The organism is Bifidobacterium sp. H6bp9, from assembly GCF_032193695.1.
Classification (GTDB): domain Bacteria; phylum Actinomycetota; class Actinomycetes; order Actinomycetales; family Bifidobacteriaceae; genus Bombiscardovia; species Bombiscardovia kimbladii.
The window spans coordinates 154,023-167,841 of the sequence record NZ_JASTZY010000001.1; the positions used below are offsets into that span (position 1 = coordinate 154,023).

Sequence of the window (13,819 nt, forward strand, 5' to 3'; positions counted from 1 at the left end):
TTCATCTGACGGCTTCGGACCTCTGCACGTTCACTGCACCTGAGGAATGTTCACCCCGGCCTCGATCAGGGCGGTGCGCAGCCCGTAGGGGTTGCTGAATCGCAGGCTGCGGATGCCGGCCTTGTTGGCGCCGACTACATTCATACCCTTGTCATCCACGAAGAGGGTACTGCCAGCCTGGATTCCGAACTGATCCAGGGCGTACCGGTAGATGGCCGGGTCAGGCTTGCGCATATGGATGGGCCCGGAGACCACCACCCCGTCCAGCCTATGCAGGAAGGAGTCGCCGTCCCAGGCGTGATGGAAGAGCTCGGCACCCCAGTTGGTCAACCCCCAGACACCCAGGCCTGCCGCCTTCAGATCCTCCACCAGCATGCGGGCACCAGGCACCGGGCCGGCCAGCGAATCGACGAAGTGGTCACAGTAGTAGGCGAACATGGCATCCCAGGGGGATCCGCAGTTGGCGGCTACCCAGTCACGGGCCTGGGCGCAGGTGGCTCCGCCGTCCATCATGTCATTGGCCCGGTAAAAGCCGGAACGGCTGTCATCCAGCATGGCTTCGATGCTCTTGCGCCCGTACCGGGCCACCATGGCCATCTCGGGCTGCCAACGAATCAGGACGTTGCCGAAGTCGAAGATGACCTGTTCAATGGGCTGACCCTGGCACCGAGCTGCTTCCTGCTCAGCCTGGATCACATCTGCTTCAATCTGGACTTCGCCCGGCCAGCCCTTCATGGCTCTCCGCCTTTCCTGAATTCGTTCATCTGCGCCTCTGCCTACGCCCCCTCATGAAACCACGCCGCATAGACCCTGCAGATATTCGCTTGGAGCGACAATCAGGTCAGATCCTTGGGATCCATCCGGAAGCGCAGCTCCCCTCGCCCGCGGCCGGCCACGTACCGGGCCTGAGCCTGCTTGAGATCGTCAGCCAGCTTATCCCTGGAGCTGATGGGTACCCGAACCAGAGCTTGGACCCTATCCTGGGTTCCCTCCAAATAGCCGGCTTTCAGTGTGGATGGCGCCGGTATGGGCACAGGCCCAAGCAGGGCAGGAACAGACTCAGGACCGGCATCGGTTACAGCCTCCTGACCCGGTGCAATCCCGACGGCGTCCAGCATCGAGACGACGGCCTCCCTTTCACCCCATATTGCAGCCATACCGACCGCAGGGGGCATGGCCGTCAGCCGACGATCCTCCAGATCGGCAGCGGCCAGTACCGGCCCCTGCCAGGTCATCAGCGCCTGGGCCAGCTGGGGATCGCATTCCCCCAGCAGGAGCACCTGACCTCCCTGGGCCCGGGAGCGGCAGAAGGAGGCCACGCGCATCCAGGCTCCCAGGGTGTCCATACGCGCATCGACGCCAGGGGCATACAGGCTGGTCCAGGCGTCCAGAATGGCCACGGCCCGGTATCCCCGCGACAGCCGGGGCAGATCCGAATCGCCAGTGTCCTTATTGCTGCCATCCATGCTCGAGGCGACCACTCTGGGCTCGGCGCCTGGTGTGGCGATGACCAGACTGGGGCGATCCTGTACACGCTCGACCACCCCGCGGGGCTGGCTGGGCGAAGAGATGACGATGGGCACATTCCTGAAGAGCATGCGCAGCTCCTGGGCCGTCCCAGCGGCGCCTACCCTGACTACCCGAAGCCGTGAACCCCCGCAATCCGGACAGGACCAGTCCGTAGCCGCTGCCCCGCACCAGGCGCATCGGGGCGCACCAGGCCGCCGTGCCCGCAGAGGCCCAGTGCAGCGGGGGCAACGAGCCTGATGATGACAGCGAGCGCAACTCAGGCTTTCGTAGATGCCGTCCTGCGGTATGGACAGCAGAACCGGACCACGCTCCAAGGCCTTGTTGATAACGGCGACTGCGGTATGGGGAACCCGGGCGCCGATGGTCGGGTCGGCCAGATGGCTCAGCTCCTCCCGGTTCAGCCAGCGGATCCAAGGCAGCAGAGTGGTCACCACAGGCCGGTCAAGCGTCAGGGCAGTGCCTGGACCGGTCACGCCAGAGTCCGCTTCGGTGGCCTCGGGCAGACTCTCCCAGTGGGAACGCACGCTTCTGGCACGGGCCATGGCCAGGAAGACGCCGCCGTGGGCACGCGCCCGCAGCCTCAGCACTCCGCGGGCGTTGGCGTAGGGCATCATCCCATCGGCGTACTGGTAGCTGGCATCGTCCATCAGAGCGAAGAGGGCAGGACCCTCCACCGGGGCGTACATGGCAGCCCGCAGCCCGATGGCGCAGCGGACTTGACCGGAGGCCAGCGCAAGGTAGGCCCTGTAGCGCTCGGCAGGAGCCATGCCGCTGTCCAGAATGGCGAAATCACCAGACCAGCCGTGAGCCTCCTGTTGACCAGGACCGGCGGCAACAGATGGGCCGAAGGGGCGCAACCCCAGCTGCTGAAGGACTGCGGACAGGTGGGTCATCTGACGGGTGCCCGGCAACACCATAACCGCCGACCGGCCGGCCAGCAGGGCGCCTATCAGCACCCTGGCAGCCAGCAGGGCGGCCTGGTCCATGCCGGGCAGAATGTCGGTCAAAAAGGAGCCGAAGTCATCATCTTCCAGCGACTGATCCAGTTTCTCCAACCCCCGATAGCCCGGATCAATGCTCTGTTTAAGATCCTTCTGCCGATGGGCCAGTCCTGCCACCCAGGCGGGGTCGGACGCCAATCGAGGCTGACCGGGAACCAGCTGCTGTTCCTTGTCGATGCGGGCCACGCGAGGGGGCAGGGCCAGCCGCAGAATGTTGGCCTCAGTGCCCCCATAGGCTCTGGCAATGGCAGTGATGTCCGCGCGCAGGGAAGATGAGATCAGGCTGCGATCCAGCACCACCCGTTCCAGGTAGCGCAAGGAGGCGCGGGGAACCTGGCTGTCGGCCACGCGTTCCCAGATGATGCCGTTGACCCTGCGCGCCCCGAACCGGACGCGAACCAGACATCCCGGCTGTGCATGATCGTCCTGGTCGGCATCCACCAGATAATCGAAGGTCCCGCCTAGGTGAGTGGCCTGCACGTCCAGCACCACCCGTGCCACAGGGAGTTCATCGGCCGGTCTGCGCGGAGGTTTCTTTCGACTGCTGCTCGAACGACGGCGCGGAGCGAGACCGTCCAGGGCGGGCTGACTGACGTCCTGCGAATCCATGGCTCCTCCCCTCGCTTTCACAATGAAGAGAGCCACGGCGGATTCCCCAGTCGATGACCCGGGAATCCGCCGTGGCTCTTGATGAACAGCTGCTACCTGGTCATGCCGATGGCGGCCTTGAGCTCGCCCACCTTGTCCACCTGCTCCCAGGTGAAGTCGGGATCCTCCCGGCCGAAGTGCCCATAGGCTGCAGTCTTGGCGTAAATGGGCCTCAACAGGTCCAGCTCATCGATGATGGCAGCAGGCCGCAGGTCGAAGACCTCGCGCACAGCCTCCTGGATCTGCTCCCGGCTGACCCCCTGCTCGGTGCCGTAGGTCTCCACGTTGACGCTGACCGGTTCGGCCACGCCAATGGCATAGGCCACCTGGACCTCGACCTTGTGCGCCAGTCCAGCGGCCACGATGTTCTTGGCTACCCAACGCGCGGCGTAGGCGGCGGACCGGTCGACCTTGCTGGGATCCTTGCCGGAGAAGGCGCCGCCTCCATGATGGGCCGCACCTCCGTAGGTGTCCACGATGATCTTGCGCCCGGTCAGTCCTGCGTCAGCCGCAGGGCCGCCCAGAACAAAGGAGCCGGTCGGATTGACCAGCACCCGATAGCCCTGGTGCTCGACGGCCTTGCCGCAGACGCGATCCAGCACAGGCGTGATGACGTGCTCCATCAACTGCTCCTGCAGCCAGTCATGCCCCACCTCGGGATCGTGCTGGGTGGAGATGAGGACCGTGTCCACCCGGCGGGGCCGGTCATCCTGGTCGTATTCGATGGTGACCTGGGTCTTGCCGTCGGGGCGCAGGTGGGGGATGATTCCCTCCTTGCGGACCTGTGCCAGCCGGAAGGCCAGCTGGTGGGCCAGATAGATGGGCAGGGGCATGAGCGTGTCGGTCTCATCGCAGGCGTACCCGAACATGACTCCCTGGTCGCCGGCCCCCTGGGACTGGTAACGCTCCTCGCGGGTGGCGGCGCTCTCCTGGCTGGCCGACAGCCGTTCCACGCCCTGGTTGATCTCCTTGCTCTGCTCGCTCAGAGCCACGGTCACGCCGCAGGAATCCGCGTCCAGCCCGATTTCGGATGAGGTGTAGCCGATCCTGCGCAGCACCGACCGGACCTGGGACTGAATATCCGTGTAGCCCTGGGACGAGACCTCTCCGAAGACGAAGAAGAGGCCAGTGGCCGCCGAGGTCTCCACAGCCACATGGGAGTGCGGATCCTGGGCGATCAGATCGTCCAGAATGGCATCGGAAATCTGGTCGCAGACCTTGTCTGGATGGCCCTCGGTTACTGATTCAGCCGAAATCAGCCGTCGCTCTGTCATTTCATTCACCTTTGTCTAGAAACCGTCACCGTCCGGGGACCCTGCGCTGAGAGTCGAAAGCTCAGTTGCCTTCGCTCAGATCGTCCTCGCCCAGGGTCTCTTCAAGCAGGCCCTCGTTGATCTCCCGGAAGGCGATGGACAGGGGCTTCTCCTGGTTCTGGTACTCAACCAGCGGGCCGACGTTCTGCAACAGGCCCTCATTGAGCTGTGTGAAATAGGAATTGATCTGGCGGGCCCTCTTGGCCGCGAAGATAGAGAGCGCATACTTCGAATCGGCGTGCTTCATGAGGTCGTCGATGGGAGGATTCGCAAATCCCTGCGGATGGGGCTCGGTACCGAATGCCATAAGATGTTTCTCCAATTCAACTGGATGAACCATTCATTCAATCTGAATGATTTTACCGCCCGGGCTCGATTTTAGCCTGGGATACTTCTCTGCCGGAAAAAGCAGGGCGAAAAGGCCGAGAATTCCAACATGTGGTCATGTTCAAACCGCTGATGCCCACGTTCACTTGAATAAAACTATGCAGATGCGATCAGCCAAATTGATGAAGGAACGAGAGTTCGCCGGCGCCCGTGCTCTCTATCGTGCCGCTGGCGTCAAGGGTGAGGACTTCGGCAAGCCCATCGTGGCCATCGCCAATTCCTTCTCCGAGTTCGTGCCCGGCCACGTCCACCTGAACAAGGTGGGGCGCCTGGTCTCCAAGGCCGTCAAGGAAGCGGGCGGCATCCCCCGCGAGTTCAACACCATCGCCGTGGACGACGGCATCGCCATGGGCCATACAGGCATGCTTTACTCTCTGCCCAGCCGTGACCTGATTGCGGACGCTGTGGAGTACTCGGTCAACGCCCACTGCGCCGATGCCCTGATCTGCATTTCCAACTGCGACAAGATCACCCCCGGCATGCTCATGGCTGCTCTGCGTCTGAACATTCCCACGGTCTTCGTCTCCGGCGGCCCCATGGAGGCTGGACGTACGGTCATGCCCGACGGGACAGTCCAGGAGAGCACGGATCTGATCGACGTCATGTACGCTTCAGCGGATGACAGCATCGATGATGCGGGTCTGCTGGCCCTGGAGAAGACGGTCTGCCCCACCTGCGGGTCCTGCGCCGGCATGTTCACTGCCAACTCCATGAACTGCCTGACCGAGGCCATGGGTCTGGCCCTGCCCGGCAATGGCACCACCTTGGCCTCGCACACAGCGAGGAAGATGCTCTTCGAGCGGGCCGGCAAGCTGGTCGTCGAGATCGCCAACCGGTACTACCAGGATGACGACGACTCGGTCCTGCCGCGTTCCATCGCCACCAAGAAGGCCTTCGAAAACGCCATGACCATGGATGTGGCCATGGGCGGATCAACCAACACCGTCCTGCACATCCTTGCCGCCGCACAGTCGGCGGATGTGGACTTCACCCTGGACGACATCGAGCGCATCTCACACACGGTCCCCTGCATCTGCAAGGCCTCCCCCTCCGGAGACTGGGAGATATCGGACGTCCACCGGGCCGGCGGCATCTGCGGCATTCTGGGTGAGCTGGACCGTGGCGGAGTACTGCACAAGGACACGCATTCCATCGACTATCCGGATCTGGAGTCCAAGCTCAACGACTGGGACATCATGCGTCCCACCTGCCTGGACCAGGCCAAGGAACTCTACCATGCAGCGCCCGGGCACATCGCCTCCCCCGAGCCCTTCAACCAGTCCAAGGAATGGAAGGACCTGGACACCGACCGCGTCAACGGCGCCATCCACGACCTGGATCACCCGGCCGTCTCCGAAGGTGGCCTGGCCATACTTCGCGGCAATCTGGCCCCCGATGGCTGCGTGGTCAAGACCGCCGGCGTGCCCAAGGAAATCTGGAACTTCCGCGGACCAGCCCTGGTGGTCGAATCGCAGGAGCAGGCTGTGGAGGTCATACTCAATGGCACCCTGCACAAGGGTCAGGCCCTGGTCATCCGTTACGAGGGACCCAAGGGCGGCCCGGGCATGCAGGAGATGCTCTACCCCACCTCATTCGTCAAGGGCAAGGGCATCGGCAAGGACGTGGCCCTGCTGACCGACGGCCGCTACTCCGGCGGCTCATCAGGCCTGGCCATCGGCCATATCGCTCCTGAAGCAGCCAACAAGGGCCCCATCGCCCTGATCCGCAACGGCGACATGATCCGCATCGACATCCCCAACCGGCGGGTGGACGTCGAGCTGAGCGATGAGGAACTCGCCCAGCGCCGCGCTGAACTGGAGGCCGGCGAAGGCTATGTGGCCCACAGGGACCGCAAGGTCTCCCTGGCACTGAAGGCCTACGCCGCCTTCGCCCGCTCAGCAGACAAGGGCGCCACCCGCGACCCCGACCTGATCAACCGACTGTCGGGGCTGGACTGACAGACCAAAATCCCCCAATCGGGCTTTCACTCGATTGGGGGATTTTTTTGACTCTTCTGGAGTAAAGGGCAGATGCTCAGAGACCGTATTCCTTGGCGATTACCGACCAGAGCGCCTGAGCGGCTTTATCCACACTGTCGTTGACTATGACCTGATCGAACTGATCCTCTGAGGCCAGCTCCACCTTGGCGGTCTCCAGCCTTCGGGCCCGCTGCTCCTCATTCTCGGTTCCCCGCATGTTCAGCCTGGTGACCAGGTCCTGGAATGACGGCGGTGCCAGGAAGACGTAAAACACTTCCAGACCCAGCTCTCCCGCCCGTTGGCGGACACGATGCGCCCCCTGCAGGTCGATCTCCAGAATGGTGGGCACCCCTGCTGCCAGATGGTCCAGGACCGGCTGCAGCGGGGTGCCATAGTGGGACATGCCATGGACCAGGGCGGTCTCCAGAAAATCTCCGGCTGCCTCCCTGCGGGCAAACTCCTGCTCGTCCATGAACCAGTAGGTGATGCCGTTCTTTTCGCCCGGACGCGGAGCGCGGGTGGTGGCCGAGACGGAGACCCAGACCTCCGGGTGGGCATGACGCAGGGCCGCCTCCACAGTGCCCTTGCCAACTGCCGTGGGACCCGTCAACACAATCAACCGGCCGCCCGTCTCCCCCGGCCCCCCGGTCTGTGCTCCCGAAGAGTCCTGACTCGACATGTCGGCACCGTTGATCGCTGACACGGCCACTTCCTTTCCTTAAAGGTCACCCTCCGGCCTAGCTGGACCGGAACATGGGTCAATCATATAGCGAGCACCTACCTGGCCTTCTCCAGCTCCAGCAGCCGGGCCGCGTGCTCCTGTATGCTCATGACCTCGTAGTCGTCCTTTTTGACCACATCAATGGCCATCAGAGCGGCTGAGAATTCGGTGATGGTAGTGAACTGCGGCAGATCGGCGGCAATGGCGGCAACTCGGATCAGATAGCCGTCGGAGCGCGAACCTCTTGAGCTAGGCGTGTTGAGGATCATGTCAATGGCCCCATCCTCAATCAACTGGACAGGATTTCGGCCCATATGCCTTACTCCGTCGGCATCTGTGAAGGCCTGACCCGGCTCTTCAGCATCGCTGATCTTGTCGACAACGGCCACATCAAAACCGTACCGACGCAGGACAGAGGCCGTGCCACGGGTGGCGCAGATGCTGAAGCCCTGCTCCAGCAGACGCGCTGCCAGCATGGGCAGCTGCCGCTTGTCCGCGTCATTGACCGACAGGAAGACGACCCCGCTGGTGGGCAGACCTCCTTGGTAGGCGGCCAGCTGGCTCTTGGCGAAGGCGTGGGGGAAGTCCCGATCGAAGCCCATGACCTCTCCCGTGGAACGCATCTCCGGGCCCAGCAGAATGTCCACGGTACGACCCACTGGAGTGCGGAAGCGCTTGAAGGGCAGAACGGACTCCTTGACCGCCACAGGCTGGCCGACACGGACCATGCCGCCGTCGCCGACAGGCAGGAGCAGGCCATTGGCTCGTTGCTGTGCGATGGACTCCCCCACCATGATCCGCGCCGCGGCCTTGGCCAGCGCAGTACCCGTGGCCTTGGATGCGAAGGGGACGGTCCGGGATGCGCGGGGGTTGGCCTCGATCACATAGAGGGTGTTGGCCATGAAGGCATACTGAACATTGATCAGCCCCCTGACCCCGCATCCTTGGGCTATTGCCAGGGTTGCCTGCCGCAGCCGGTTGATCTGGTCATCGGAGAGAGTCGAGGGCGGCAGGGTGCAGGCGGCATCACCGGAGTGGACTCCGGCCTCTTCCACATGCTCCATGATCCCGCCGATGTAGAGCTCCTGCCCGTCATAGAGGGCATCCACATCGATCTCGATGGCGTCCTGAAGGAACTTGTCAATCAACAGGGGCGAGGGCAGACGGCCAGAGACCACCGTATCGGCCTTGGCCTCATCCAGGGCGCGATCCACGTAGGTGCCCAGCTGCTGGTCGTCATAGACGATCTCCATGCCTCGTCCGCCCAGCACGTAGGAGGGCCTGACCAGAACCGGGTAGCCGATGGCATGTGCCGCATCTCTGGCCTCATCCAGGGAAAGAGCAGTGCCGTACCGGGGGGCGTTCAAATGCTCCTTGCTGAGCACCTGGCCGAAGAGTTCGCGGTTCTCGGCCAGGTCGATGGACTCGGGACTGGTTCCCAGAATGGGCACCCCGGCCGCCTTGAGCCTGGCAGCCAGAGAGAGGGGTGTCTGACCGCCCAGCTGGACGATGACCCCCTTGACCGGTCCCATGGCTTTCTCAGCCCGGTAGATCTCCAGAACGTCCTCGAAGGTCAGCGGCTCGAAATAGAGCCTGTCCGACATGTCATAGTCGGTGGAGACCGTCTCGGGATTGCAGTTGACCATGATGGTGTCATAGTCCTTGCCCAGCTCCTGGACAGCGTGCACGCAGGTGTAGTCGAACTCCACCCCCTGGCCTATCCGGTTGGGCCCCGAGCCCAGGATGATGACTGCCTCGCGTTGGCGGGGTCGCAGCTCGGACTCGTCGGCATAGCAGGAGTAGTAGTAGGGCGTGACGGCATCGAACTCGGCTGCGCAGGTGTCCACAGTCTTGTAGACAGGATGAAGACCGAAGGCCCAGCGAAGCTCCCTAACGACTGCCTCGCCCTGGTCGCCCATGCCGCGCAGGTGGGCGATCTGCAGGTCGCTCAGTCCCGATTGCTTGGCCCGGCGCAGCAGGTCCTCGTCCAGGACCTCGGCCTGGCGCACCTGAAGGGCCAGCTCGTTGATCATGCTGATCTGCTCCAGGAACCAGGGGTCGATCCTGGTGGCCTGGTGGACCTGCTCTACGGTAGCCCCTCCCCAGAAGGACCGCTGAATCTGCAAATAGCGGTGCTCGGTGGGAGTGTGCATGGCCTCCAGCAGCCGGCCGGTCTCGGCCTGGTCGGGCCGGGGACCATCCCAGGAGAAGGTCATGTGCCGCTTGTCGATGGAGCGCATGGCCTTGCCCAGGGACTCGCGGAAGTTGCCGGCTAGGGCCATGGCCTCGCCCACGGACTTCATCGAGGTGGTCAGGGTCGTGTCCGCCCCGGGGAATTTCTCGAAGGTGAAACGGGGGATCTTGGTGACCACATAGTCGATGGTCGGCTCGAAGGAGGCAGGCGTTGAGCGGGTGATGTCGTTCTCGATCTCATCCAAGGTGTATCCAAGGGCCAGCTTGACCGCAATCTTGGCGATGGGGAAGCCGGTGGCCTTGGAGGCCAGTGCCGAGGAGCGCGAAACACGCGGATTCATTTCGATGACGATGATCCGTCCGTTCTTCGGGTTGACGGCGAACTGGATGTTGCAGCCGCCAGTGTCCACCCCCACGCCGCGGATGATGGCGATGCCGATGTCACGCATGCGCTGATACTCACGGTCGGTCAGGGTGAACACCGGGGCCACAGTGATGGAGTCACCAGTGTGCACGCCGACCGGGTCCACGTTCTCGATGGGGCAGACCACAACCACATTATCCAGGCGGTCGCGCATGAGCTCCAGCTCATACTCCTTCCACCCCTCGATGCCCTCCTCCAGAAGGATCTCATCGGTGGGCGAATAATGGATGCCGGCGCCGGCGATCCGCCTCAGCTCCTCGCGATCATGGGCGATTCCAGAGCCCAGGCCGCCCATGGTGAAGGAGGGACGAACCACGAGTGGGTAACCCAGTTCGGCGGCTACTGCTTCGGCCTCATCCAGGCTGTGGGCGATGCGGGACTTGGCCGACTCGGCACCGGCCTGGTCCACCACCTGCTTGAAGAGCTCGCGGTCCTCTCCCCTGTCGATGGCGTCCAGCGAAGCACCGATCAGCTCAACCCCGTAGCGCTCCAGCACGCCGGCCTTGCCCAGCTCCACGGCAGCGTTCAGAGCGGTCTGACCGCCCAGGGTGGGCAGCAGCGCATCCGGCCGCTCCTTGGCAATGATCCGCTCCAGGAAGGGCAGGGCGATGGGCTCGATGTAGGTGGCATCGGCCATCTCGGGGTCCGTCATGATGGTGGCGGGATTGGAATTGACCAGGATGACACGAATCCCCTCTTCGCGCAGCACCCGGCAGGCCTGGGTCCCCGAATAGTCGAACTCGGCCGCTTGCCCGATGACGATGGGTCCCGAGCCGATGACCATGACCGAATGGATGTCCTGCCGCTTAGGCATGTGCCTTCCCTTCCTTGGCGTCCTGCATCAAAGTGACGAACCTGTCGAACAGGTAGGAGGCATCATGCGGACCAGCCGCCGCCTCCGGATGGTATTGAACGGAGAAGGCTGGAATGTCCAGACACTCCAAACCCTCGACCACGCCGTCGTTGAGATCGACATGAGAGACTCGGACACGGCCATATCGGCCTTCACCATAGGGTGAGGGCACTGGGTCTCCCTTGGGTGCCTTGACTGCGAATCCGTGATTATGGGCGGTAATCTCAACCTTGCCAGTGCTGAGATCCATTACCGGCTGATTGATGCCGCGATGACCGAATTTCAGCTTATAGGTCTCGAAGCCCAGGGCGCGGCCCAAAAGCTGGTTGCCCAGGCAGATTCCGAAGAATGGTAGTCCGGCATCCAGGACCTGCCTGAGGAGCGACACCTCCTCGTCTGCGGTCGATGGGTCGCCTGGACCGTTGGAGAAGAAAACCCCGTCAGGCCCCAGGGCCTGTATCTGCTCGATGGTGGTGTCGACGGGAAGTACGTGGACCCTGCACCCGCGCTCAGCCAGCCTGTGAGGGGTCATGGACTTGATTCCCAAATCCACCGCCGCCACCGTGCAGACAGGCTCTTTCGCCTGACGGTCTCCGACTGGTTCGACGATATAGGACCTGTCTGTGCTGACCTCGCCGGTCAGGTGGGACCCGGTCATCTTGGGGGCCGAACGGACCTGATTGAGGAGTTCCTGCATGGTTCTGGGCCTACCGCCGTCGTTGAGCATTGGGTCCGGGCCTGAAAAAATACCGGCCCGCATGACACCTGCAGAACGCAAGTGTCGCACGAGCCGGCGGGTGTCTATGTGACTGATACCGACGATGCCCTGATCGACCAGCTGGTCATGGAGACTGCCCCGGGCCCGCCAGTTGCTGACGTTGGGGCTGGGTTCCCGGACTACATACCCTGCCACCCAGATCCTGTCTGACTCCCCGTCCTGGTCATTGACGCCGGTATTACCGATGTGGGGGAAGGTCTGCACAACGATCTGCCGAGCATAGCTAGGATCCGTCAGGGTTTCTTGATACCCAGTCATTCCGGTCGAGAAAACAATTTCACCTATGGTAGTGCCCACCGCTCCGAAGGCTCTCCCCACATACACTTCCCCATCCTCAAGGATGAGCAAGGCACGATTGGAGAAACGGCTATCGGAGGTGATGGTGTTGGTGTCTTTCAGGTTCACCGAACCCCCTTGATTACCGCGGATATTCGCACCCATATTAATGACCCCCATGGATTATGCCGGCAGACCCAGCCAAAAAATGGTTGGTCAAATCTTGCAGGATAGACCGCTGGTCAACCAGTCCGAATAGGGCAAAAGGCCGACCTGATGCCCAGATAGTTAGCGGGCATCGGTCGGCCTTTATCCGAATCATTGCTCAGTTGTCCAAAGGACGATCCACATCGGAGGTCAGTTCCTCCGGCAGGGTCAGTTTCAGCTGGTCCAAGCTGGGGGCCGACTGATCGACAGTATGGTCAGGAACATGACCGGATTCCCCTCCTTCAGATCCACTCGCTGCCGATTCCGACTCGCTGCCAACATGGGCATCCTCAGAGGAAGCAGGCTCGGAGACTGCAACCACCGCTTTTGCCTTATCGGATTCATCATCCGAAACGTCCGCATCGGCCTCGGCATCAGCCAAGGCAGCGATCCGATCGGCTTGTTCACGACGAGCCTCATGCTCATCCTTCTCCTCCTCCAGGGCACTGAGAACGCCGTGAATGAAGGAGGGGGCATCGGCATCCGAGAGGGTCTTGGCCAAGGACAGGGCCTCATCGATGGCCACCTTGTCCGGAACGTCAGGGTTGTAGAGCATCTCCCAGGTGGCGATGCGCAGAATGTTGCGGTCGATGGCGTGCATACGGCTCAGCGGCCACCGGGTGGAGTGGGCCTGCAGAGCCTCATCGATATCCCGACGGTGCCCTGCCACACCCTCAACGATGGTCACGGCATAGGCGGGCAGAGGTGTCTGAGCCCCCGGCCGAGCCTTGCGCTCCTCCAGCAGGGAGAGGAAATCCTGGCTCTTCTCATCGGCCTCATACAGGGTGTTCAAGGCCCGCTTGCGGGCTGTGGAACGTGCCATGGATGTGTGGTTTCTGCCTGACTCAGTTCTCGCGGCCCAGGTAGGAGCCGTCGCGGGTGTCCACCTTGACCTTCTCGCCCTCGCCCACGAAGAGGGGCACCTGAATCTCGGCCCCGGTCTCCACAGTAGCGGGCTTGGTGCCGGCATTGGAGCGGTTGCCCTGCACGCCGGGCTCGGTTGCCGTCACGGTCAGCACCACGGATGCAGGCAGTTCCACGGACAGAGGGTTGCCGTCATGGAAGCTGATGATGCAGTCGGTGCCCTCAAGCAGGAAGCGCTCCTGATCGCCAACAAGGGCCTCGGGGATGTTGACCTGCTCGTAGGTGTTCATGTCCATGAAGACGAAGGAGTCCCCGTCGCGGTAGGAGTACTGCATGGTCCGGTTGTCCACGGTCTCGAAGTCCATCTTCATACCCGCGTTGAAAGTGCGGTCCACAATCTTACCTGTGAGGACGTCCTTGATGGTCGTGCGCACAAAGGCCGGTCCCTTGCCGGGCTTGACGTGCTGGAACTTGATGACGGTCCAAAGCTTGCCGTCCAGGTTGATGACCGATCCGTTCTTGATGTCGTTGGAAGTCTGTGCCACCTTGATACCACCTCATTCTGATGAATGTTCCTTCGGAGGGCTCCTGGCCATCTGCCGAAAGCACCGGGCCTTACAGGATCCGGCCCGCTCGCGATAAATC

The 13,819-nt window shown here is 62.7% G+C and carries 10 protein-coding genes; 1 reads left to right on the forward strand and 9 read right to left on the reverse strand.

Annotated features, from left to right (window positions below; all coding sequences use genetic code 11):
- Positions 1 to 30: 30 nt before the first annotated feature.
- The 4 genes from QRX40_RS00595 to rpoZ all read right to left on the reverse strand — a co-directional run bounded on the left by QRX40_RS00595 (position 31) and on the right by rpoZ (position 4,799).
- The gene (locus QRX40_RS00595; protein ID WP_313835605.1) at positions 31 to 735 is read right to left on the reverse strand and encodes an HAD family phosphatase; all 705 of its coding nucleotides are present in this window, start codon (positions 733 to 735) and stop codon (positions 31 to 33) included.
- Between the two features lie 101 nt (positions 736 to 836).
- Positions 837 to 3,140: a primosomal protein N' gene (locus tag QRX40_RS00600; RefSeq protein ID WP_313835607.1), complete on the reverse strand. Its 2,304-nt coding sequence runs from the start codon at positions 3,138 to 3,140 to the stop codon at positions 837 to 839.
- A 92-nt stretch (positions 3,141 to 3,232) separates the two neighbouring features.
- Complete coding sequence (metK, locus tag QRX40_RS00605; RefSeq protein WP_313835609.1) at positions 3,233 to 4,453, reverse strand: methionine adenosyltransferase; 1,221 nt, start codon at positions 4,451 to 4,453, stop codon at positions 3,233 to 3,235.
- 61 nt (positions 4,454 to 4,514) lie between these two features.
- Entirely contained in the window at positions 4,515 to 4,799 is a 285-nt protein-coding gene (gene rpoZ / locus QRX40_RS00610) for a DNA-directed RNA polymerase subunit omega (RefSeq protein ID WP_015022131.1), read from the reverse strand.
- Positions 4,800 to 4,977: 178 nt separating this feature from the next.
- Between rpoZ and ilvD the strand changes: the two genes are divergently transcribed.
- Positions 4,978 to 6,837, forward strand: a complete 1,860-nt coding sequence (gene ilvD, locus QRX40_RS00615; RefSeq protein ID WP_313835611.1) for a dihydroxy-acid dehydratase — start codon at positions 4,978 to 4,980, stop codon at positions 6,835 to 6,837.
- 76 nt (positions 6,838 to 6,913) lie between these two features.
- Here the strand turns inward: ilvD and gmk are convergent, their stop codons facing one another.
- The 5 genes from gmk to efp form a co-directional block, all read right to left on the reverse strand.
- The gene (gene gmk, locus QRX40_RS00620) at positions 6,914 to 7,537 is read right to left on the reverse strand and encodes a guanylate kinase (RefSeq protein WP_306222257.1); all 624 of its coding nucleotides are present in this window, start codon (positions 7,535 to 7,537) and stop codon (positions 6,914 to 6,916) included.
- A gap of 98 nt (positions 7,538 to 7,635) precedes the next feature.
- On the reverse strand, positions 7,636 to 11,010 hold the full coding sequence (gene carB, locus QRX40_RS00625) for a carbamoyl-phosphate synthase large subunit (protein WP_313835613.1): 3,375 nt from the start codon (positions 11,008 to 11,010) through the stop codon (positions 7,636 to 7,638).
- Entirely contained in the window at positions 11,003 to 12,232 is a 1,230-nt protein-coding gene (gene carA, locus QRX40_RS00630; RefSeq protein ID WP_313835614.1) for a glutamine-hydrolyzing carbamoyl-phosphate synthase small subunit, read from the reverse strand. Before carA ends, carB begins: the two co-directional genes overlap by 8 nt.
- A 196-nt stretch (positions 12,233 to 12,428) precedes the next feature.
- Complete coding sequence (gene nusB / locus QRX40_RS00635) at positions 12,429 to 13,133, reverse strand: transcription antitermination factor NusB (RefSeq protein WP_313835616.1); 705 nt, start codon at positions 13,131 to 13,133, stop codon at positions 12,429 to 12,431.
- Positions 13,134 to 13,155: 22 nt separating this feature from the next.
- Complete coding sequence (gene efp, locus QRX40_RS00640) at positions 13,156 to 13,719, reverse strand: elongation factor P (protein WP_045935559.1); 564 nt, start codon at positions 13,717 to 13,719, stop codon at positions 13,156 to 13,158.
- Positions 13,720 to 13,819: the final 100 nt, after the last annotated feature.